This is a genomic window from Amycolatopsis sp. NPDC051371, from assembly GCF_040682155.1.
Taxonomy (GTDB): Bacteria; Actinomycetota; Actinomycetes; order Mycobacteriales; family Pseudonocardiaceae; genus Amycolatopsis.
This window is the reverse complement of the sequence record NZ_JBFBAG010000012.1, coordinates 14962-36165: the sequence shown is the minus strand read 5'-3', so window position 1 is coordinate 36165 and position 21204 is coordinate 14962. Positions and strand designations below refer to the sequence as shown.

Annotated in this window: 18 protein-coding genes; 7 read left to right on the top strand and 11 right to left on the bottom strand. The window is 73.6% G+C overall.

Translation table 11 applies throughout. The annotated features are described in order from the left end of the window. The first annotated feature begins 5 nt into the window (after positions 1 to 5). The gene (locus AB0M59_RS17020) at positions 6 to 2885 is read left to right on the top strand and encodes a beta-galactosidase (RefSeq protein ID WP_364615572.1); all 2880 of its coding nucleotides are present in this window, start codon (positions 6 to 8) and stop codon (positions 2883 to 2885) included. Between the two features lie 58 nt (positions 2886 to 2943). On the opposite strand, the gene AB0M59_RS17015 is transcribed toward AB0M59_RS17020, so the two are convergent. From AB0M59_RS17015 to AB0M59_RS17005, 3 genes are all read right to left on the bottom strand, one after another. After that, the gene (locus AB0M59_RS17015) at positions 2944 to 3810 is read right to left on the bottom strand and encodes a manganese catalase family protein (protein ID WP_364615569.1); all 867 of its coding nucleotides are present in this window, start codon (positions 3808 to 3810) and stop codon (positions 2944 to 2946) included. Positions 3811 to 4046: 236 nt separating this feature from the next. Next, on the bottom strand, positions 4047 to 6134 hold the full coding sequence (locus tag AB0M59_RS17010; RefSeq protein ID WP_364615566.1) for an AfsR/SARP family transcriptional regulator: 2088 nt from the start codon (positions 6132 to 6134) through the stop codon (positions 4047 to 4049). A 244-nt stretch (positions 6135 to 6378) separates the two neighbouring features. Continuing rightward, positions 6379 to 6921, bottom strand: coding sequence for a TetR family transcriptional regulator (locus AB0M59_RS17005; protein ID WP_364615563.1), 543 nt, complete (start codon positions 6919 to 6921; stop codon positions 6379 to 6381). A gap of 69 nt (positions 6922 to 6990) precedes the next feature. On the opposite strand from AB0M59_RS17005, the gene AB0M59_RS17000 reads away from it, so the two are divergent. Continuing rightward, positions 6991 to 7494, top strand: coding sequence for a DUF2231 domain-containing protein (locus tag AB0M59_RS17000; RefSeq protein WP_364615560.1), 504 nt, complete (start codon positions 6991 to 6993; stop codon positions 7492 to 7494). A gap of 3 nt (positions 7495 to 7497) precedes the next feature. On the opposite strand, the gene AB0M59_RS16995 is transcribed toward AB0M59_RS17000, so the two are convergent. Both AB0M59_RS16995 and AB0M59_RS16990 read right to left on the bottom strand, forming a co-directional pair. Next, positions 7498 to 7902, bottom strand: coding sequence for a hypothetical protein (locus AB0M59_RS16995; protein ID WP_364615557.1), 405 nt, complete (start codon positions 7900 to 7902; stop codon positions 7498 to 7500). 58 nt (positions 7903 to 7960) lie between these two features. Continuing rightward, entirely contained in the window at positions 7961 to 8824 is an 864-nt protein-coding gene (locus tag AB0M59_RS16990) for a universal stress protein (protein ID WP_364615554.1), read from the bottom strand. Between the two features lie 99 nt (positions 8825 to 8923). Between AB0M59_RS16990 and AB0M59_RS16985 the strand changes: the two genes are divergently transcribed. Further along, positions 8924 to 9892, top strand: coding sequence for a DUF1731 domain-containing protein (locus AB0M59_RS16985; protein WP_364615551.1), 969 nt, complete (start codon positions 8924 to 8926; stop codon positions 9890 to 9892). Between the two features lie 127 nt (positions 9893 to 10019). Here AB0M59_RS16985 and AB0M59_RS16980 read toward each other — a convergent pair whose 3' ends face one another. Then, positions 10020 to 11042 (bottom strand): helix-turn-helix domain-containing protein, encoded by a 1023-nt coding sequence (locus tag AB0M59_RS16980; RefSeq protein WP_364615548.1) that lies wholly within the window; start codon positions 11040 to 11042, stop codon positions 10020 to 10022. A 104-nt stretch (positions 11043 to 11146) separates the two neighbouring features. Between AB0M59_RS16980 and AB0M59_RS16975 the strand changes: the two genes are divergently transcribed. Further along, positions 11147 to 12097, top strand: coding sequence for an alpha/beta hydrolase (locus tag AB0M59_RS16975; RefSeq protein WP_364615545.1), 951 nt, complete (start codon positions 11147 to 11149; stop codon positions 12095 to 12097). A gap of 167 nt (positions 12098 to 12264) precedes the next feature. Here the strand turns inward: AB0M59_RS16975 and AB0M59_RS16970 are convergent, their stop codons facing one another. Beyond that, positions 12265 to 14067: a serine/threonine-protein kinase gene (locus tag AB0M59_RS16970; protein ID WP_364615542.1), complete on the bottom strand. Its 1803-nt coding sequence runs from the start codon at positions 14065 to 14067 to the stop codon at positions 12265 to 12267. Further along, positions 14064 to 15929, bottom strand: a complete 1866-nt coding sequence (locus AB0M59_RS16965) for a serine/threonine-protein kinase (protein ID WP_364615539.1) — start codon at positions 15927 to 15929, stop codon at positions 14064 to 14066. Before AB0M59_RS16965 ends, AB0M59_RS16970 begins: the two co-directional genes overlap by 4 nt. Positions 15930 to 16244: 315 nt before the next feature. On the opposite strand from AB0M59_RS16965, the gene AB0M59_RS16960 reads away from it, so the two are divergent. After that, positions 16245 to 17069 carry a DUF1932 domain-containing protein gene (locus AB0M59_RS16960; protein WP_364615536.1) on the top strand — a complete coding sequence of 275 codons (825 nt, stop codon included), beginning with the start codon at positions 16245 to 16247 and terminating at the stop codon, positions 17067 to 17069. On the opposite strand, the gene AB0M59_RS16955 is transcribed toward AB0M59_RS16960, so the two are convergent. Continuing rightward, positions 17053 to 18090, bottom strand: a complete 1038-nt coding sequence (locus tag AB0M59_RS16955) for an NADPH:quinone reductase (protein ID WP_364615533.1) — start codon at positions 18088 to 18090, stop codon at positions 17053 to 17055. The genes AB0M59_RS16960 and AB0M59_RS16955 overlap by 17 nt on opposite strands. A 169-nt stretch (positions 18091 to 18259) precedes the next feature. On the opposite strand from AB0M59_RS16955, the gene AB0M59_RS16950 reads away from it, so the two are divergent. Continuing rightward, positions 18260 to 18409, top strand: coding sequence for a hypothetical protein (locus AB0M59_RS16950; RefSeq protein WP_364615530.1), 150 nt, complete (start codon positions 18260 to 18262; stop codon positions 18407 to 18409). A 186-nt stretch (positions 18410 to 18595) separates the two neighbouring features. Then, a complete protein-coding gene (locus AB0M59_RS16945; RefSeq protein WP_364615527.1) occupies positions 18596 to 18727 on the top strand; it encodes a hypothetical protein in 132 nt (43 codons plus the stop codon). 16 nt (positions 18728 to 18743) lie between these two features. On the opposite strand, the gene glgC is transcribed toward AB0M59_RS16945, so the two are convergent. Together glgC and glgA are read right to left on the bottom strand one after the other, a co-directional pair. Further along, positions 18744 to 19961 (bottom strand): glucose-1-phosphate adenylyltransferase, encoded by a 1218-nt coding sequence (glgC, locus tag AB0M59_RS16940; RefSeq protein ID WP_364615524.1) that lies wholly within the window; start codon positions 19959 to 19961, stop codon positions 18744 to 18746. After that, positions 19958 to 21112 (bottom strand): glycogen synthase, encoded by a 1155-nt coding sequence (glgA, locus tag AB0M59_RS16935; protein WP_364615521.1) that lies wholly within the window; start codon positions 21110 to 21112, stop codon positions 19958 to 19960. Before glgA ends, glgC begins: the two co-directional genes overlap by 4 nt. Between the last annotated feature and the right edge of the window lie 92 nt (positions 21113 to 21204).

The following is a 21204-nucleotide window of genomic DNA, read 5'->3' as shown; positions in this document are numbered from 1 at the left end:
CTTTCATGCACCGCTTCACGACCTTCGTCCTCGCCCTGCTCGTCACGGCCGGGCTGTGCGCCGCGCCCGCGTCGGCGGTCTCGCCGGCGAAGCACCACGTCACGTTCGACAAGTACTCGCTGATGCTCGACGGCCGCCGCCAGGTCGTCTGGTCCGGTGAGTTCCACCCGTTCCGGCTGCCCAGCCCGGACCTGTGGCGGGACGTGCTGCAGAAGATGAAGGCCACCGGCTACACGGCGGTGTCGATCTACTTCGACTGGAACTACCACTCGCCGGCGCCCGGGGTCTACGACTTCAGCGGCGTCCGCGACATGGACCGCGTGCTCGACCTGGCCGCCGAGGCGGGGCTGTACGTCATCGCCCGGCCGGGCCCGTACATCAACGCCGAGGTCACCGGCGGCGGGTTCCCGGCGTGGCTGAGCACCCAGGCCGGCCGGGCCCGCAGCGACGCGCCCGACTACCTCGCCGCGGCCGACGAATGGCTGTCGCAGATCGACCGGATCATCGCGCGCCACCAGTACACCGACGGCCGGGGTTCGGTGATCCTGTACCAGATCGAGAACGAGCTCGCGGCCACCGGGACCGCGCAGCAGAACTACGTGGCGCACCTGTACGACAAGGTGCGCTCCGACGGCATCACCGTCCCGGTCTTCCACAACGACAAGGGCCGCAACGGGATCTGGGTGCCCGCGGACTCCGGGGTCCCCGGCACCGTGCCGGGCAAGGTCGACCTCTACGCCTTCGACGGCTACCCCGGCGGCACGTGCCGGACCGACGCGACGCCCGGCAGCCCCAGCGTCGCGCCGGACTGGGGTACCTACGGCCCGGGCGGGGCGAAGGGCGGCGCGAGCGCGTCGCCGAACACGCCGGGGTTCGTCGCCGAGTTCGGCGGCGGCTGGTTCGACTACTGGGGCAGCAACGGGACCTACCCGTGCACCGCCGTCCGGCAGGGACCGGGCTACGAGCGCGTGTTCTACGGCACCAACCTGGCCAACGGCCTGACGCTGCAGAACTTCTACATGACGTTCGGCGGCACGTCGTGGGGCTGGCTGCCGGCCCCGGTCGTCTATTCGTCGTACGACTACGGTGCGGCGATCGACGAAGGGCGTCAGCTGCGGCCGAAGGCGCTGACGATGAAGGAGCTGGGCTACTTCCTCGCCACGGTCCCCGACGTGACCAAAATGGACCGTGGGGATCCGGTGACGCCGTCGTCGGCCGCGGTGAAGGTCTACCACAACGTCAACCCGGACACCGGCGTCCAGCTGTACGTGCCGATGCATTCACCGTCCAACGTGACCACGGACGACAGCTTCACCTTCCCGCTGTCCACACCGGACGGTTCCTACACCGTTCCGCTGCGGCTCAACGGCCAGGACGCCAAGCAGCTCGTCGCGAACTTCGACGTCGCGGGCCAGCACCTGGTGTACTCGACGTCGGAGCTGATGGCCCAGGCCGCCGGAACGGTGCTGCTGCACGGCCGGCCGGGCGAGGACGGCGAAACAGTGCTGCGGTACGCGTCCCGGCCGCGGGTGGACGTCCTCGCCGGTGCGGTGACGACGACCTGGACCGGCAACGACCTGCGCTTGAACTACCGGCACGACGGTCTCGCCCGGGTCCGGATCAGCGGCGGCGGCCGCCCGGCCGTGACGCTGCTGCTCGCCGACGACGCCACGGCCGACACGTTCTGGCTGGCTTCGGGCCTGCTCGTCCGCGGACCGGACCTGGTGCGGACCGCCACGGCCGGGTCCGCGCTGACCGGCGACACGAAGGGTCCGCGCGACCTCGAAGTCTGGGGCGCTCGCGGCCCGGTGGTGCGGTGGAACGGCGCGATCGTGCCGACGCGGCCGACGGCGTCGGGCAGCCTGGTTGCGGTCCGGCCGCTGCCGGGACCCGCCGACCCGCGGCTGCCCGAACTGACCGGCTGGCGGTCCGCGCCCGGCTCCCCGGAATCTTCGCCGGGCTACGACGACTCGGCGTGGCCGGCGGCGGACCGCACCACGACGAACAGCACGACGCCGCCGCCCGTGGGACAGCCGGTGCTGACCGCGGACGACTACGGCTTCGGCGTCGGCGACGTCTGGTACCGCGGCCGGGTCACGGGTTCACCGGGGGAGCAGATCAGCCTGCGCTACGGCGGAGGCGGCGCCGGGATGCTCCAGGCGTGGCTGGACGGGCAGTACCTCGGGGAGAACGTCCTGCCGTCGGCACTGGCGTCGCCGCCGACGACCGGCACCGCGACGTTCACCGTGCCTCCGGAGTTGCGCGGCGACGGCCCGCACGTGGTGTCGGTGATGGTGCGGAACAACGGCCACAACGAGGACGGCGGCGTGAACGACGCGCACAAGGAGGGACGCGGGCTGATCTCGTCGTCGCTGACCGGATCGACGTGGAAGATCCATGGCGGGACAGCGGACCCGGTGCGCGGGCCGCTCAACAACGGCGGTCTCGCGGGCGAGCGCGCGGGGTGGTCGCTGCCGGGCTTCCCGGACCGCTCCTGGGCGCGGGCCGCGGTCCCGGCGGCTTCGGCTGCGCCGGGGACCACGTGGTACCGCACGACGTTCGACCTGCGCGTGCCGCCGGGCCAGGACACGTCGGTCGGGCTGACTCTGGGCGACCCGTCCCGGCCGCGCTCCGGCGGGCGGTACCGGGTGCTGATCTTCCTCAACGGCTGGAACGTCGGGCAGTACGTCGCGGACGTCGGACCCCAGCACACTTTCGCGCTGCCGACCGGAATCCTGGACCCGCACGGCCGCAACACCCTGGCCTTGGCGGTGACCAGCGACGGCGGCGAGGGAAACGGCCTGGAGCGGACAGCGCTTACCGACTTGGGCTCGGCGCGGGGTGGGGTGCCCGTCCGGCCGGTGTATTCCCCAGGCTGGTCGTGAGTGGGAAACAGGGGCTGACGCTGTTTCCCACTCACGACCGCACCGGCGTTCATTGCGGTCAGGCGAGCTTGTTCTTGACCGCCTTGGCCTTGCCCTTCATGGTGCCCTTGGCGTCCTGCAGCGGGGCGTAGGTGCCGTAGAGCGCGGGGTCGGGCTTCGGGGCGGTGCCCGGTCCGCCGAGCGGTTCCGGGTCCATCAGGTACTCGATGCCCGCGTCGGTGGTCCAGCTGGCGCCCTTGGCGCCGTCGGGGCCGTCGGAAAGGTGCCAGATCGTGTGGTTGTGGGTCTGGTCTTCTTCGTCGAGGAGGGCGTTGGGCACGATTTCCTCTTCGAGACCGTCGGCCTTCAGCTCTTCGATCGCGGCGAGCCACTGCTTCTGGTGGACGGTGTCGCGGGCGAGGTTGAACTGCAGCATCGCCTTGACGCCGGGGTCGTCGGTCATGTTGTAGAGCCGGGCGGTCTGCAGCCGGCCCTGCGCTTCGGCCGCGACGTTCGCGCGGAAGTCCGCCAGCAGGTTCCCGGAGGCGACGATGTACCGCCCGTTCCAGGGGTAGCCGTTGCTGTCGGCCGGGAGCGCGCCACCACCGGCGACGATGGCCTGCTGGACGTCCATGCCACCGAGCGTGGCCGCCATGACCGGGTCTTTCACAGCTTCGGCGGTCATGGTGGCGGGGGCGCCTTCGAGGAGGCGCGCGACCATGGTGGCGAGCATTTCGACGTGCCCGATCTCCTCGGTCGCGGTGTCCATGAGGAGGTCCTTGTACTTGCCTTCGATGCGGCAGTTCCAGCCCTGGAACAGGTACTGCATCGTCACGCTCATCTCACCGAACGCGCCGCCGATCAGTTCTTGGAGCTTGTGGGCGTAGACGGGGTCGGGCTTTTCGGGCTTGGCTTCGAACTGAAGCAGTTTGGTGTGACGGAACACGCGTGGGTCCCTTTCGTCGGCGCCGGTGGTTCCCGGGGCGGAACCGGTGGCCGGAAGCCAGCGCATTCCCGGACGCCGCGACGATAACCACGAAAATCGCGATTTCCGCGCGAGGTTTGCCCGGTCGGGTACCGGGTAGGAGTTGCGAGAAAGGGCTCTCACCGCGCCGCTACGGATTCCGATCGCAACGGCCCGGTGCCGCCGCGCACCTCGTCATCGGGCCGGTTCGCTCGTCGTCATCGGGCCGGTTCGCCGAACGTCCGAGCTTCCTCCTCGGCCGCGGCCAGTTCACTCGCCGCGGCCACCACATCCCCGGACGCGCCACGCCGGGCCAGTGCTTCGGCGTGGCGACGGCGCGAGAACACCACCGCCGGCCAGTGGGCCAGCGCCAGGTTGTGCTGGACCGCCGCCCGCAGGTGGGCGACCGCCCGGTCCAGCTCGCCGGTCGTCAGGGCCGCCGTGCCCAGCGGGTAGTGGACCGAGCCGAAGCACGCGATGGCCAGGCTCGCCATCGCCGGCAGGTGGCCGAACGGCCGCAGCAGCTCGGAAACCCGCGCGGCCGTCTCCGCGTCGTCCAGCAGGTAAGCGGTTTCCGCCGCGCCGCACAGGGAGATCAGCCACGTGCTCGACCGCGGCAGCGCGCCGAGGTCGTCGCCGCACAGGCGGGCGAGGGCACCCGCGGCCGTGCGGCGGTCGCCGGACGAGGCCGCCGCCACCGCCAGCGCCGCGTAGTACGAATTGTCGATCGGGCTGAGCGTGGGGGAGTGCATCAGACCGTTCAGCACCGGCACCAGCTCGCCGAGCCGGCCCTGGAACCACCGGATCGCGACGAGCTGCGCGCCGTACCAGCCGAGCGCGTCCAGGTCGCCGGCCGCCTGGCCGAGCTCCGCGCAGGCCTGGGCGCCCTGCTCGGCCTCGCGGAACCGGCCGGCGCGAATGGCGAGCATGACCTTCACCGCGTCGGCGACGAACCCCGCGGCCCGGTGCTCGCGCGCCGCCAGGAGGTCGTCGAGCTCGCCGAGCCGGCGCTGCGCGTGCGGGTCGCCGGCCAGGAACAGGTCGACGGTGTCCCACAGCACGCCCATCACGAGGTCGGTGCGCCGCCCGGACCGCCCGCTGACCCCGACCAGCTCGGTGGCCAGCGCGTGCCGCCGGGCCGTGTGGTCCGGGCCGAGCAGGCAGTGGTGGGCGAGGCTCAGCGCCTCGGCGTGCGCGACCGGGTCGCCGGCTTCCCGGGTTTCGCCGACGGCGGCCAGGATCCGGTCGTGCGTCACGGCCTGGTAGTCCTCCTCGCCCGCCAGCCGCGTCCGCAGCCTCCGGGCGAGCGCCGACGCCGGGTCGACCTCCGCCAGCGCGTGCCGCAAGCGCGTCAGCAGCAGCTCCGACGCGGCGGCCGTCCGGTGCTCGTGCACCCACACCCCGCCCAGCCCGAGCGCCGCGCGGGCCAGCGCGTCGGCGTCCCCGGCCTGCTCGGCGCGGCGGTAGGCGGTCTCGAAGTGCCCGCGGCTGGTCCGCAGGTCGCCGTCCTCCAGCAGAGCGTGCTCGCCGGCGGCCAGCGCGTCGTCCGGGGCGGTCACCGCGGAGCCGGGCCGGGCCGGGAGCAGGCCCGGGTCGTGGGCGAGGACCTGCCGGTGCACCTGGGCCAGCACCGGCGACGGCTCCACGCCGGACGCGGTGATCAGCCCGTGCCGGGCCCGGCGGAACGCTTCCAGCGCGTCGCCCTGGCGCCCGGCGCGGTAGAGCGCCGTCATCAGCTGCGCCCACAGCCGTTCGTGGCCCGGGAAAGCGGCGGTCAGCGCCTCCAGCTCGGCGATCAGCCCGGTGTCTTCGCCGGTCGCCAGGTCGGCGTCGATCCGGTCCTGGACGGCGTCGTGCCGCAACCGTTCCAGCCGCATCCCTTCGGCCTGCAGGGTTTCGACGCCGTCGAACTCCTCGTACGCGTTCCCCCGCCACAGCGCCAAAGCGGCGGCCAGGTGTTCGCGGGCGGCCTCGGGCTCGCCGGCGGCGAGCGCACGACGTCCCTCCCCGGCGAGCTGTTCGAACCGCGCCGCGTCGAGGGCCTCCGGTGCCACGCGCAGCACGTACCCCGGCGAGCGGGTCAGGATCAAGCGGGAGTCCACGGAGCCGCGCAGCCGGGAAAGGTACGTCCGCACGGTCCGGTCCGCGTGCTCGGGCAGCCGCTCACCCCACAGCGCGCGGCCGAGCGTGGGGACGCTCACGACGCGTCCCGCCTCCACCGCCAGCACGGCGAGCAGGGTCCGCAGGCGCGGACCGCCGACGTCCCGCGGCGCTCCGCCGATCCGGACCTCGAAGGGTCCCAGCACTCCGACGTCCACTCCACCAGCTGTGTTCCCGGCCATTCCCGCCCCCCGCCGCGGACACGTCCGCGCTCAGGCCTACAGGAGCGGGGCGGACCGTGCGAGATACCTCGACAGGAAGGAAAAGCGGCGTCGGCGAAGTGTCGAGCGACGGCGGCCGTCGGTTGTCCGGGAGGACGTCCGGGAAACGCACGATTCGGGGCCCCGCACCGGCTTCCGTCGGCAGCGCGCGGCTCCGTAAAAGAGCGAGTCAGCCCAGCGCCGCCCGGACGACGAGCTCGAACGCCGGACGGGGATCGGTCTCGTCGCCGCGGGCGATGCGGTGCAGCACCAGGCCTTCGAAACAGGCCGCCAGGGCCGCGGTGGCGCCCTGCGGGTCGGCGGCGCCGAGCCGGGCCAGTGCCACGACCCCGACCGCTTCCAGCGCCGCCCGCCCACGGGTCAGCGCGGCTCCGAGCTCCGGCACGTGCCCGGCCTCCAGGAACAACACCAGCCGCGCGCTCGTGCGGGTCCTCGCTTCCTTGGTCATGTAGTCGAACTGGGCGCAGAGCGCGTCGACGAGCGCTTCCGGGGTCGCCGGCGCGAAAGCGGCATCGACCTCCGGCAGCTCGAGCTCCGCGAGCCGGGCGACGACCCCCTCCAGCAGGGCCTGTCGCGTGCGGAAGTAGTTCGACGCCGAGCCCTGGGCGAGGCCGGCGTGCCGGTCGATCCGGGCGTGGGTGAGGGCGCGCAGGCCCTGGGTACCGGCGAGGTCGATCGCGGCGTCGAGAACTCGCTGCCTGTTCGGCGTCACCGGTCAACTATAAACATAGTGACCACGCACTACGAACGTAGTACCGTCATCGGGACCGCGAGAAGGGACGTGAGGACCGTGACGAACCCGTACCTCCGGCTGCTCGACCGGGCCGGGCGCTCGCCCGCGCTGGACCGCGTCGTGCGAGCCGCCGACCGCCCGGCTCGGAGGCTCGTGGCCCGGGAGCCGCTCCGCCGGCTCTTCGGCGGTGCCGCGACCGGCATCCCGCTGCACGTGATCGCCAAGGACCTGCCGTTCGGGGCCTGGTTCATGGCCCAGTTCCTCGACCTCCACCCCGACTCGCGGCGCGCCGCCCGGCGCCTGGTCGGGCTCGGCCTGCTCGGCGCCGCCCCGGCCGCGGTCAGCGGCTGGGCCGAGTGGGCAGGCTGCGCCGAGGATCGCCGCCGCGTCGGCGTGCTCCACGCGGCGGCGACCGGCACGGCCACGGTCGTCTTCTTCGGTTCCTGGGCCGCTCGCGCGCGGGGCCGGGAGCGGGCCGGCATCCGGTTGAGCCGGTGCGGCGCCGCGATCCTGGTCGTGGGCGGGTTCCTCGGCGGCCACGTCGGCCGGTGACGGCTACGTGATCGGCACCGTGGCGACGCAGGACGTCGTGCCGTTGTCGAACGTCGTGGCCGCCGTACCCCGCGCGGTGGCCGGGATCGCGAGCCCCGCCGGCAGCGAAGCGGTGCCGTTGGTGGCCGGGCCGACCCGGGTGTAGACCGTGTGCGTGCCCAGCCCGTCCAGGTAGGAGATCCGCAGCGACTGGGTGCCCGAGTCGCCGATGTACGGGCCCGACGTGGTGATCGAGCCGATCGGGTGGTGGTAGCCGCCGGAGGTCTCGTACCGCAGGGTGAACGTCCCGCCGAACGCTCCGGCGTGGCAGGTGCTCGTGACCTGCTTGACGGTCGCGGCCCCGGCCGGGGCCGCCAGGGCCGCCGTGGCCAGCATCGCGACGAGCCCGGCTCGCACCACAGTCTTCATCTGTCCCTCGCTCTCGGTCCCCGCCATCCTGCCCGAACCGGCTTCCGTCCCGCTTCCCTCAAGCGGCGGTGCGGACGAGCAGGACCGGGCACGCCGCGTGGTGCAGCAGCGCCTGGCCGGTGGACCCGAGCAGGAGCCCGGGGAAGCCGCCGCGGCCGCGGTCGCCGAGGACGACCAGCTGGGCGGCCCCGCTGCGCTCGATCAGCTCGCGCCGCGGGTGGGCGTGGACGACGACCTGGTCGACCGCGACGTCGCCGAGGTCGTGGCCGTGGAGCCGTTCGCCGAGCAGCCGGCGCCCGGCCTCGGTGACGCACCGCGGGTCCTGCCGCGGCGGCGGGGCGTCGGTCCAGGCGTGCAGCACGACGAGGGGAGCGCGGCGGACGCGGGCTTCGGCGAGCGCCGCCGTGAGCACGCGGGTGCCGGCCTCGCTGCCGTCGATGCCGGTGACGACCGGGCGGTCCCCGGCGCCGGGCTCGTCCCAGCTGTCCCCGCGGACGACGACGGTGTCGCAGTGCGCGTGCGTCCCGATCGCCGCGGCGACCGAGCCCGCGAGCAGGCTGGTGAGCCTGCCGTGCCCGGCGGAGCCGACGACGAGCAGCGCGGCCGCCCTCGACGCCTCGATCAGCGCCTGGGCGGCGCGGTCGGTGTCGAGCCGCGTCGCCGCGCCGGGGACGCCTTGCGCGGCGGCCAGTTCCCGCGCGGTCCGCAGCGCCCGCCGGCCGCGGGCGCGCAGCGCGTCGACCATCTCCTCCGGCGGCGGCACGACCCCGCCCGCGAGCAGGGCCGGGACGTCCAGGGCGTGCACGATCTCCAGGGGCGCGTCCCGCAGGCAGGCGGTCCGCGCGGCCCAGCGGACGGCGTCCAGGGACTCGGCCGACCCGTCCACCCCGGTGACGATCGGCGGCGCGGCTGCAGCGGTCATCCGCCGACTCTATGCCCGCCCGGCTGGCGCCCCCGGTATTTGAACACGTTCAACTCTTTCGGTACGGTGGGTCTCGGGCGGACCGTAAAGGGGGATTTCATGAAGGTCGTGATACCCGGTGGCACCGGGCACCTGGGGCGGGTGCTGAGCCGGCGGCTGGTCGGCCGCGGGGACGAGGTCGTCGTGCTCACCCGGCGGGACGCCCCGCCGGAACCGGGCGTGCGCCACGTCCGCTGGGACGGGCGCGCCGCGGGGCCGTGGACGGCGGAGATCGACGGCAGCGACGTCGTGCTCAACCTGGCCGGCCGGTCGGTGAACTGCCGCTACACCCGGGCGAACCTGCGGGAGATGTGGAACTCGCGCGTGGACTCGGCGCGCGTCGTCGGCGGCGCGATCGAGCGTGCCGCGCGGCCGCCGCGGGTCTGGCTGCAGATGAGCACGGCGACGATCTACGCGCACCGGTACGACGCCCCGAACGACGAAACCACCGGCGTGCTCGGCGGCGATGAACCCGGGGTGCCCGCGTACTGGGCCTACAGCGTCGACCTCGCCCGGGCGTGGGAGCGCGAGCAGGAGGTGGCGAACACCCCGCGCACCCGCAAGGTCGCGCTGCGCACGGCGATGGTGATGAGCCCGGAGCCCGGCGGTGCCTTCGAGATGCTGCTGCGGCTCACCCGGCTGGGCCTGGGCGGCCCCGTCGCGGGCGGGGCGCAGTACCTGTCGTGGATCCACGAGGACGACCTGCTCCGGGCGATCGATTTCCTCGTCGGGCGGGACGACCTGAGCGGGCCGGTGAACCTGGCGGCCCCGGAACCGTTGCCGTACCGGGACTTCCTGCGTTCACTTCGCGCGGCGGCGGGAGTCCCGTTCGGACTGCCGGCGACGAAGTGGATGGCGGAAATCGGGGCGTTGGCCCTGCGTACCGACACGGAATTGCTGCTGAAGAGCCGGCTGGTGGTGCCGGGCCGGTTGCTGGAGGCCGGGTTCGTCTTCGGCCACCCCCTCTGGCAGGCGGCGGCGCAGGACCTGGTGCGGCGGACGCGGAGTCCACTGAGGATGGTCGGCTGAGGTCGCTCGGCGTGAGTAGCGCCCCAAGGTGGCCTTCGGTGCGTTGAACGCACCGAAGGGCCCCTTGGGTGCGTTCACCGCAACCAAGGCCACCTTGGGGCGCTGGGTCGACGTCCACCGTGGACGGTCAGCTGAGGTCGCTGTTGTCGCGCAGCCTTCTCAGCATGAGGGCGAGGTGCAGCCGGAACCGGCCCGCGGGGGAGTCGACCTCGAAACCGAGGACGGCTTCGGCGCGGGCCAGGCGAGCGGGCATGGTGCTGTGGTGGCGGTGCAGCACCGCCGCGGCCTTGCGGGCCGAGCCGGTCGCGCACAGCGCGTCGAGCGCCGCCAGGGTGTCCTCGCCGTGGGCTTCGGCGGCGAGCCGGTCGAGCGCGCGGACGTCCGGCAGCTCGGCGAGCTCCGGCCCCTCGAGCCTGCCCGCGAACGCGGCGAGGCTGCCGAGCCGTTCCCACCACACCACCGGCTCGGTGTCCGAGGTGAACCGCAGTGCCGTCCGGGCGGCGGCCCAGGAGCGGGCCGCGTCGATGGCCGGCAGCTCCGGGCCGATGCCCGCGCGGCCACCGTCCGGGAGCGGGCCGGGCACCGTGTCCGCCAGGATCGCGCGCACCCCGCCCAGCTGGGCCGAGCGCCCGGTGAGCCCGTCGACGCCGGTGCCCGCCAGCACGCGCAGCCGGGCCGCCGGGGAAATCCCCAGCAGGTGCAGAGCACGCGAACGTTCGGCCGTGCCGGCGTCCCCGGACAGCACCAGCTCGACCAGCGCGGGGTCACCGAGCTCCGGCCGGGGCACGCCGCTCTGCTCCAGCAGGATCGCGGTGGCGATCGCGAACCTCTCCAGCAGCATGTCGTCGAGGGGGAGCGGCGCGCCGCCGCGGGCGACCCACACCTCGACGCCGCCCTCGAGCCGGCGGACGGCGGCTCCCGCGGGCGCCGTCCCGGGCGTTTCGACGTCCTCGCCCGGTTCCGCGCGCAGCGACAGCCCCTGGCCGGGCGCGTGCACGCCGACCCGGCAGCCGGCGAGCTCGGCCGTGCTGCGCACCAGCGCGTCCAGGCCGGCGCGGCCGGTGATCAGGCGGTCGAAGAACCCGATCACCCGCACGGCGTTCTCGGCGTCGGCGTCGAGCCCGGACAGCCGCAGCAGCAGCCCCTTCATGCCGTCACGATAGGCGCGCCCGCCGCCGGATGGCGAGCGCCGGCGCGGCAACGCCCGCCGCGTGGCGGTGGCCCGGGGTGCCTCCCGCGGCCCAAGATCTGGTCATGACCTACGCGATCGATCCCGAGCTGCTGCCCTGGCTGGACATGCTCCCGGCCGTGACCCTGACCGACTACGAGGCCCTGGTCGCCGCGCGCACCTCGATGGGGCAGCTGGGCGAGGTCCTGCCGGCCTACGAGCCGGTGAACCCCGTCGACGTCCGCGACACGACCGTGCCCGGGCCGTCGGACGCCCCGGAGGTCCCGGTCCGCGTCTACTCCCCGGCGAACCGCGCCGGTGCGGTGCCCGGCCTGCTCTACATCCACGGTGGCGGGTTCGTCCTCGGCGACCTGGACATGTTCCACGCGTCGCTGCTGCGGCTGGTCGACGAGCTCGGCATCGTGATCGTGTCGGTGGACTACCGGCTGGCGCCCGAGCACCCGTTCCCGGCGCCCGTCGAGGACTGCTACGCGGCCCTGCAGTGGGTCGAGGCCAAGGCGGCCGAGCTCGGCATCGACCCGGCGCGCCTCGCGGTGGGCGGCGAAAGCGCGGGCGGTGGCCTCTCGGCGGCGGTGGCGCTGCTGGCCCGCGACCGCGGCGGCCCGGCGCTGTGCTTCCAGTACCTCGGCATCCCGGAGCTGGACGACCGCCTGGACACGCCGTCGATGCGCGCGTACACCGACACACCACTGTGGAACCAGCCGAACGCGGTGTACAGCTGGACCAGCTACCTCGGCGCGGAACCCGGCGGCGACGACGTTTCGCCGTACGCCGCGCCGGCCCGGGCGGCGGACCTGGCCGGCCTGCCGCCGGCGTTCGTCACGACGTGTCAGTTCGACCCGCTGCGGGACGAAGGAATCTCCTACGCGCAACGCCTCGCGCACGCGGGCGTGGCGACCGAGCTGCGGCATTACCCGGGTACGTTCCACGGCTCGGGGATGGTGGAGACGGCAGCGATCTCCCGCCGGATGTTCGCCGACGAGGTCGACGCGCTGCGCCGCGGGCTGCGCCTCTGAGCTGGTGTCGCGCGGGCCGAGTGGTTCGGGCCGTTGGAGCCAGGGGGCTCGCCGAACCCGGGCCAAACGTCTTGAATGAGTCATTCAGGACCGCCGAAGACCTGAATGACTCATTCAAGACGTTCGCACTCGCCGCCGTGCTGTCGCCGAACCTCGGACGCGCGACACTAACCGCGGGGAAGCCCGCTCACCAGGGCTTTCCCGAACGCGACGGCGGCGTCGCAGGCACCGCCGCCCGTCTTCGAGGCGAAGATCCGGACGTGTTCGGTGCGCGTCGCGTCGAGCCGGCGGTGGTCCCACGTCAGTGCGCAACTGTCGCCGGTCTCGTGACGCGTGGCCGTGACACCGCCGATGTCGACCGGGTTCCCGGTGTCCGGCACCCCGGAGTACCCCTTCTCGAAGGTCAGCTGCAGCGACGCCGTCGCCGTCCAGTCGCACTCGCGCAGGCGGCTCAGCTTGGTCTCGCGGACCGGCCCGAGGGCCTGGGCGACGACGGTCTTGCCGAGCACCGCGCACGGGTCCAGCGCGAGAAGCGTGCCGGGCGGCAGGGGGTAACCGTTGCCGCCGCCGTGGAGCCGGTCGAGGACCTTGCCGAGGGTGGCCTTCGCCAGGGCGCACGTGTCGGCGAGCGCGGTCACGCCGAGTTCCGGCTGCGCGGGCACCTGGACGCTCGCGTCACAGGTACCGCCGCTGATCTCGGTGAACAGCACCTGCCTGCCGTCCAGGTCTTCGGTGGGGCGGCCGCCTTCGACGTAGATCTGGTCACCGAGCTTGACCGAGATCTTCCCGCCCGAGCGGGACTGGTAGGTACAGCGGTCGAGGTGACCGGTGTCCGGCTCGGCCCGGAGCTTGCCCGCGTCCGGGACCGTGACGTCGTCGAGCACCCGGCACGGATCGGCGCGGCGCAGGGTGTCCAGGCTCGTCGGGTCCAGGTTGGCGCCCGGCGACTCCGGGTCCGCGCCCGCGTTGAACGCCGCCAGGGCGATCAGGCTGCCCGCGGCGAGCGCGCAGACGGCGGCCAGCGCGGTGACGACCGGCAGCCAGCGACGGCGTTTCGGCGGTGCCGGCGCCGGGGGAGGAGTGGGCCAGGACAGCGCGGTGCGGACGGCGGCGTCCTGGGCCTCGATCAGTGCGTGCACCGGCGGCGGCCACGGCCGGGTCCCGGGTGGGACCGGGCCGAGGAAGTCGAGGATCCGTTGCGGTGTCGGCCGCCGGGCCGGGTCCTTGGCGAGGCACGGCTCGACGAGCGCGCGGATCTCGGGCGGCACGGCCGTCAGGTCGGGGCCGGCGTGGACGACGTTGTAGAGCAGCTGCGCCGTCGTCGAGCCGGGGAACGGGCCTTGCCCGGTCGCCGCCATCACCAGCAGGCCACCGAGGGAGAAGACGTCGCTCGCCGGGGTCAGCGGGCGGCTTTCGGCCTGCTCGGGCGACATGAACGCGGGCGAGCCGATGATGCCGCCGGTGCCGGTGAGGTCGGAGCCGCCCTCGGTGGCCCGCGCGATGCCGAAGTCGATCACGCGCGGGCCGTCGCCGGTCAGCAGCACGTTGCCGGGCTTGAGGTCGCGGTGGATCAGGCCGACGCGGTGGATCTCGATCAACGCGGTCGCGAGCCCGACGGCGAGCCGGCGCACCGCGTCGACCGGTAGCGGCCCGGTAGCTTCGACGGCCTCCTTCAGCGACGGACCGGTGACGAACACCGAAGCCAGCCACGGGGTCTCGGCGTCCGCGTCGGCGTCCATGACCGCCGCGGTGAAGGCGCCGGAAACCCGTTGCGACGCCTGGACTTCCTGCTTGAACCGGCTGCGGAAGCGGGCGTTGTGGGCGAACTCCGGGTGCACCTGCTTGAGTGCGACGAGCCGGCCGTCCGGCGCGACGCCGAGCAGGACTCGGCCCATCCCGCCTTCACCGAGCGCGGCGACCAGCCGGTACTTCCCGGCCTGCCGGGCGTCCCCCGGCTCCAGCGGCTTCACGGCTTCGGCAATCCGGGCCGGACCGCCTTGGCGATGTCGTGCGCCCCACGGCAGGTCTCGTCGTCGGTGAGCTTGCTGGCGGACGTGCGGTAGGTGACGACGACGTTCTCCGAGTAGTCGTTTTCGAGCGGGTGGTGCTGCCAGGTCACGTCGCAGAACCCGGACGCGGGGTTGGCCCGCTTCCGGGTGTAGTACGCGGTGACCCCGCCGAGGTCGACGGTCCCGGTCGAGTCGTAGTACGAGTCCTTGGACTGCGTCGGCGGGGTGCCGCGTTCGAGCGACACGACGATCTCGCCACCGACCTGCCAGTGGCATTCGTGCAGCCCGGTGGGTTCGACCTTGGTGACCGGGCCGGCGATCCGCTGCACGGTGGCGGTGTCGACCAGTCCGCACGGGTCCACCGGCGCGAGCACCGCCCGCGCGGCGGGCGAACCCGCGCGGAGGCGTTTCACGGTTTCGGTGAGCGCGGCCTTCGCCGAGTCGCACGGCTTCGCGAACGGCTTCGCGGCGCTGCTGGCCTCGACCCCGATCGTGGTGTCCGGCCGGTCGACGACGGGTACCGAGGCGGTGCAGCCGCCCGCTTTGTCGTCGATGCTCAGCGGGAGGCCGTCGAGCTCCCCGGAGGCCGTGCCGCCGGCGGTCACCGGGCCGCCGACGGCCAGCTCCAGCCACTGGCCCTGCGGTGTCTCGTAGATGCATTCGAAGAAGTGCACGCCGATCTCCGGGGTGAGCTTCCCGGTCCCGGGCACCGACGGCAGCACCTGGCACAGGTCGACGCCGCGCAGCTTGTCCGGGCCGAGCGGGTCCGGGTTCGGCGCGGATGTGGCTGTGACCGGAGGCGGGGCGGTGGTGGTCGCCGGGGCCGCGGTCGCGCCGTCGTCGCCGCTGGTCAGGCTGACCGCGGTGATCGTGCCGGCGGCTACGACGGCGGCCGCCGCGGCGGCGAGCGCGATCCGGGGGCCCTTGCGCGTGGGCTTCTTCGCGACGACGCCTGCCACTTCGGCTTGGCGCCGGGCGATCAGCGCGTGCACGGCCGGCGGCCACGGGCGCTGGACCGGCGGCAGGGGACCGAGCAGCTGCAGGATCTGGGCGGGCGTCGGCCGGCGGGCCGGGTCCTTGGCGAGGCAGGGCTCGGCGACGGCGCGGACCTCGGGCGGCAGGAAGCGCAGGTCCGGGTGCGTGTGGACGACGTTGTAGAGCGACTGCGGGCCCGACGCCCCGGCGAAGGGGCTGTACCCGGTGGCGGCCAGCACCAGGAGGGCGCCGAGGGAGAAGACGTCGCTCGCCGGGGTCAGCGGCCGCCCGTCGGCCTGCTCCGGCGACATGAAGGCCGGCGAGCCGAGGATGATGCCGGTGTGGGTGAGGTCGGTGCTGCCCTCGACGGCGTGGGCGATGCCGAAGTCGATGACGCGGGGGCCGTCGTCGGCGAGCAGGACGTTGCCGGGCTTGAGGTCCCGGTGCACCAGCCCGGCCCGGTGGATGCCGATGAGTGCCGACGCGAGCCCGGCGGCGAGGTGTCGCACGGCGGCCCCCGGCAGCGGCCCGGTGGCGTCGACGGTTTCCTGCAGCGAGGGCCCGGCGACGAACACCGAAGCGAGCCACGGCGTCGGCGCGTGCGCGTCGGCGTCCATCACCGCGGCGGTGTAGGCGCCGGAGACGAGCCGCGAGACCTCGACCTCGCGCCGGAACCGTTCGCGGAAGCCGGGATCGTGCGCGAACCCGCGGTGCACCTGCTTGACGGCGGCGAGCCGCCCGTCGGGAGCGACCCCGAGCAGCACGCGGCCCATCCCGCCCTCGCCGACCGCGGCGAGCAGCCGGTACCGCCCGACCTGCGCCGGCTCACCCCGCCCCAACGGCTCCACACCCACCTCCGCGGGTGATCGTAGAGCGTGCGGAGGTGGTGGGTGCGGCGAACGCCCGAGCCGGCGGCGGTGATCAGCGACACCGGCTCGGGTCGCGTCGGGGAGCGGGAAGTCGGTGGCCGGGTCCGGGCTCGGGGAGATCTGCGGCGGAGGCGGTGGGGTCGGCGTGCGGGCCCGCCCTCGGGAGCTGCAGCGGGTTCGCCGAGCGAGATCCGGCCGGCGTTTCGCGGAGCCGGACCTCGCCCCGGGCACAGCCGGGTGCGCATCCCCCGCCGTCTCGCGCGATCATGGCGGTCTCCCGCGAAAGGAGCCACCGTGACCACGACCGTCGGTCTCCTGCATCCCGGCGCCATGGGCGCCGCCGTCGGGGCCGCCCTCACCGCCCGCGGCACCCCGGTCCGCTGGCTTCCCGCCGGCCGCGGGCCGGCGACGCGACGCCGTGCCGACGACGCCGGACTCACCGAAGCCGAAGACCTCGCCGGGTGCGACGTGATCCTCAGCGTCTGCCCGCCCGCGGCCGCGCTCGACGTCGCCCGGAGCGTCGCCGGGTTCACCGGTGTCTACCTCGACGCGAACGCCATCAGTCCCCGGCACGCCACCGAAGTCGCGCGGGTCCTGGACAAGGCGACCGTCGCCGACGGCGGGATCGTCGGCCCGCCACCGCGGAAGGCCGGGACCACCCGGCTCTACCTGTCCGGGCCCGCGGCGGCCGTCGCGCGGCTGGAGGATCTGTTCGCGGGCACCGATCTGAAGCCCGTGGTGCTGGACGGTCCAGTGGGCAAGGCCTCGGCGCTCAAGCTCGCCTTCGCCTCCTACAACAAGCTCACCTTCGCGCTGGCCGCGCAGTCCCACGCCCTCGCGGAACGCCACGGCGTCGGCGGCGAGCTGCGCGAACTCGCCGCCGAGGTCCTGCCGCACACCCCGCTGGGCGCGCCCGGCGGGATCGCCTCCGCCGGGCAGCGGGCGTGGCGGTGGGAAGGCGAGATGGCCGAGATCGCCGAGGCGAGCGCCGACGCCGGGCTGTCACCGGCCCTCGTAGCGGCCGCCGGGGAGCTGTTCGCCCGCTGGCGCGAGCACCGCGACGACGACGGCGTCACCCTCGACGACCTCCTTCAGGCGCTGGTCACCCGGCCGGGGTGACGTCGATCAGCACCTTCCCGGTCGCGCCCTCCTCGGACGCGATGTGGGCCTTCGCGGTGTCCTCGAGCGGGAAGCGGTGGACCGGCACCCCGCGGTCCTCGCCGAGCCGCAGCGCGCCGTCGGCCAGCGCCGCCGTGACGTCTTCGGCGCCGGCGCGGAGCTTGTCCGACCCCACCGTGTAGAGCACCAGGAACTGGTACCGCGTGTTCAGCCACAGGTTCGCACCGAACTCGAGGCTGACGGTCCCCGTCCCGCGGTCGTCGCCGTAGACCGCGACCGTGCCGCGCGGGCGCAGGACCTCGGTGTGCAGCCCGGCGTTGACCCCGGCCGCGACCTCGACGACCAGGTCGACGCCGTCCGGGGCGACCTCGCGGATCCGGGTGGCGAGCTCGGGGTCGGGGTAGCGCAGCACGTGCTGGGCGCCGGCCGCGCGGGCGAGCGCCGCCTTCTCGTCGCTGCTGACCGTGGCGATCACCGTCGCCCCGGCCCAGCGGCCGAGCTGGATCGTGGCGTTGCCGACCGCGCCGGCGCCGCCGCTGACCAGCACCGTCCGGCCCTCGAGCGCGCCGGGGGAGAGCCGGGTGGGCCCGTCTTCGGCGACCGTCAGCGCCCGGTGCGCGGTCAGCCCCGGAACGCCGAACCCGGCGCCCTCGTCGAAGCCGGCGCCGTCGGGCAGGCGGACGACCTTCTCCGCCGGGAGCACGGTGTACTCCTGCGCGGTGCCGGCCGCGGGGCCGTGGGTGCCCGCGAGGATCAGCCACACGCGGTCGCCGGGGGCGAACCCGGTGACGTCCGGGCCGACCGCGTCGACGACCCCGGCGCCGTCCTGGTTGGGGACGGTGTCGGGCGTTTCGGTCCCGGCCTCCGCGCCGCGGCCGAGCCGGGCCTTCCAGTCGGTCGGGTTGACCGCGGACACGACGATCCGGACGCGGACCTCGCCGGGCCCCGGGTCCGCGACGGCCCGCTCCGACAGCGACAACACCTCGGGGCCGCCGTGGCGGCGGTAGACGACTGCTTTCATGCCGGGTGCAATCCCGCGGCACCCCCGGGTTATTCCCGGTGCCCGGAAATGAATCCACGGTGCTATTTCCGCCGGTAACCGGAAAAATGCGCCACGCGGGTGATCCCCCGGGCGGGCGATTTTCGGTGCTGCCCGAGCGAAATCGGCCACCGTCGCAGAAAATGAGCGCGTGGGAGAGGAAAAGCGCAGTCCGGGGGACGAGCGGCCGAAGCGCGACGACGGGGAACCGACGCCGATCTTCGACGCGGTGTTCAGCGCCACGCGCGCGCGGGCCACTACCAAGAATCCGCCGGGGGAGCCGGAGAAAACGGGGCGCTGAATCACTTTCGGCGGTGTGGGGAGGAGCCCGGTGCGCGAGGAGTGGGGTGTGGCGCGGCCCGGCCGTGACGGTACGCGGTGGTCTCGTGCGGGCTCGCCGCCCGCTGACCTGAGGCAGTTTGTTCGACGTCCGCAGTGAACATGTAGCATCTCGCCTGCACGTGCATCTGCGGCTGAGGAGTGGAACGTGGCGGGCGTGGTGAACAGCATGATCGCCGCCGAGTACGCGGCGGGCGCCACGATCTCGGAGCTGGCCGAGCGCTGGGGCATCGACCCCCGCCAGGTGGTCGAGCGCCTGGCGGCGACCGGCGGTTCCTGACCGGTCGCCGCGGCGCTCAGATCGCCCGTTCCCCCTTGCCGAGCACGACGATCCCGCCTTCGCTGACGTGGTAGTGCCCCCGGTCCCGGGCCAGGTCGACCCCGATGTGCGCTCCCGGCGGCACCACGACGTTCTTGTCGAGGATCGCCCGCCGCACCACCGCGCCGCGGCCGACGCGGGCGCCGTCCAGCAGCACCGAGCCCTGGACGACCGCACCCTGCTCCACGATCACGTCGGGGGAGAGCACCGAGTCGACGACCTGCGCGCCCGAGATGATGCAGCCGTTGCTGACGATCGACTGGTTCGCCGAGCCGCCCTCGACGAACTTCGCCGCCGCGCGCTGGCCCGGGTGGGCCAGGATCGGCCACTTCCGGTTGTAGAGGTTGAAGATCGGGTGCGTCGAGATCAGGTCGGTGTGCGCCTCGTAGTAGCTGTCGATCGTCCCGACGTCGCGCCAGTAGCCGTGGTCGCGTTCGGTCTCGCCGGGCACGACGTTGCCGCTGAAGTCGTAGACCGCCGCCTCGCCGGACTTCACCAGCGCCGGGATGATGTCACGGCCCATGTCGTGGTGCGACGCCGCGTTCTCGGAGTCCGCGTGCAGCGCCTCCAGCATCACCTTCGTCGTGAAGATGTAGTTGCCCATCGACACGAACGACTCTTCGGGGGAGTCCGGCAGGCCCGGCGGGTCGGCGGGCTTCTCCATGAACGCGTCGATCATCAGGCCGTCGGTGGTCCGGATGACACCGAACGAGCTCGCCTCGGCGCGGGGCACCCGGATGCCGGCGACCGTGACGCCGGCGCCCGAGGAGATGTGGGTCTCCAGCATCTGCCGGGGGTCCATCCGGTAGATGTTGTCCGCGCCGAACACCGCGATGTACTCGGGGTCCTCGTCGTAGACCAGGTTGAGGCTCTGGTGGATGGCGTCGGCGCTGCCCTGGTACCAGCGCGGGCCGAGCCGCTGCTGCGCCGGCACCGGCGTGACGTACTCGCCGGTGAGCGCCGAGAGGCGCCACGTCGTCGAGATGTGCCGGTCGAGCGAGTGCGACTTGTACTGCGTCAGCACGCACAGCCGCCGGATCCCGCCGTGCACCAGGTTCGACAGCACGAAGTCGACCAGCCGGTGCACACCCCCGAAGGGCACGGCGGGTTTGGCGCGGTCGGCGGTCAGCGGCATCAGCCGTTTGCCCTCGCCGCCCGCGAGCACGATGCCCAGCACGTCGGCTCCAGTGTTCACGACGACCTCCCGCACGCCTCGTAGAGGGCGACCGTCCGCTCGGCGATCGCCTTCCAGCCGAACTCGCCGACCGCGCGCTCGCGGCCGGCGGTACCCATCGCGGCGGCCCGGTCCGGGGACCCGACCACCTCGTTCAGCGCGGCGGCCAAGCCCGCCTCGAACCCATGCGTGTCCTGTTCGTCGTAGTGCACCAGCAGCCCGGTCCGGCCGTCGTCGACGACCTCCGGGATGCCGCCGACGTCACTGGCCACCACCGGCGTGCCGCACGCCATCGCCTCCAGGTTCACGATGCCCAGCGGCTCGTAGACCGACGGGCAGGCGAACACCGTGGCGTGGGTGAGCAACTGCACGACCTCGGGGCGCGGCAGCATCTCCGGGATCCAGCGGACGCCGGTGCGCGTCTTCTCCAGCTCGGCGACCAGCCCGCGGAACTCCGCGTCGAGCTCGGGGGTGTCGGCGCCGCCCGCGCACAGCACCAGCTGGGTGCCGGGATCGAGCGACGCGGCCGCACGGACCAGGTGCGGGACGCCCTTCTGCCGGGTGATCCGGCCGACGAACAGCACGTACGGCCGGCCGGGGTCGACGCCGTGCTTCGCCAGCGCTTCGGTGCCGGGGTCGGGGCGGTACAGGGTGGTGTCGATACCGTTGTGGATCACGTGCACCCGCTCGGGCGGCACCGCCGGGTACGCGGCGAGGACGTCGCGGCGCATGCCGCCGCTGACCGCGACGATCGCGTCCGCGGCTTCGTAGGCCTCGCGCTCGATCCACGACGAGACGCGGTAGCCGCCGCCGAGCTGTTCGGCCTTCCATGGCCGCAGCGGCTCCAGCGAGTGCGCTGTGACGACGTGCGGGATGCCGTGCGTCATCTTCGCCAGGTGCCCGGCCAGGTTCGCGTACCAGGTGTGGCTGTGCGCGAGGTCGTGGCCTTCGAGGGCGTTCGCCATCGACACGGCGATGTCCATGGTCGTGAACGCGGGCTGGCCGTAGCCGTGCGGATCCGTGTGCCCGGTGGCGTCGGGCCGGTCCGCGCCCCAGCAGTGCACGTCGAGATCGACCAGCGGCCGCAACTCCCGGGCGAGGAACTCCACGTGAACTCCGGCGCCGCCGTAGACCTCCGGCGGGTATTCCCGGGTGAGCAGGCCGACCTTCATGCCGAAACCCTATGGCCTCCCCGGCCTCCGGCGCAGTCTGGCGTCCAGGGGAATCTTCGGAGTTTTCGGTCACTGCTCAGATGAGCGCGAAG

Coding starts and splice junctions, on each gene's coding strand:
- AB0M59_RS16980 (WP_364615548.1), bottom strand. CDS start 11,042: ATGAAGGGGCTGCTGCTGCGGCTGTCCGGGCTCGACGCCGACGCCGAG.
- glgA (WP_364615521.1), bottom strand. CDS start 21,112: ATGAAGGTCGGCCTGCTCACCCGGGAATACCCGCCGGAGGTCTACGGC.
- AB0M59_RS16985 (WP_364615551.1), top strand. CDS start 8,924: ATGAAGGTCGTGATACCCGGTGGCACCGGGCACCTGGGGCGGGTGCTG.
- AB0M59_RS17020 (WP_364615572.1), top strand. CDS start 6: ATGCACCGCTTCACGACCTTCGTCCTCGCCCTGCTCGTCACGGCCGGG.
- AB0M59_RS16955 (WP_364615533.1), bottom strand. CDS start 18,090: ATGAAAGCAGTCGTCTACCGCCGCCACGGCGGCCCCGAGGTGTTGTCG.
- AB0M59_RS16995 (WP_364615557.1), bottom strand. CDS start 7,902: ATGAAGACTGTGGTGCGAGCCGGGCTCGTCGCGATGCTGGCCACGGCG.
- AB0M59_RS16990 (WP_364615554.1), bottom strand. CDS start 8,824: ATGACCGCTGCAGCCGCGCCGCCGATCGTCACCGGGGTGGACGGGTCG.
- AB0M59_RS16975 (WP_364615545.1), top strand. CDS start 11,147: ATGACCTACGCGATCGATCCCGAGCTGCTGCCCTGGCTGGACATGCTC.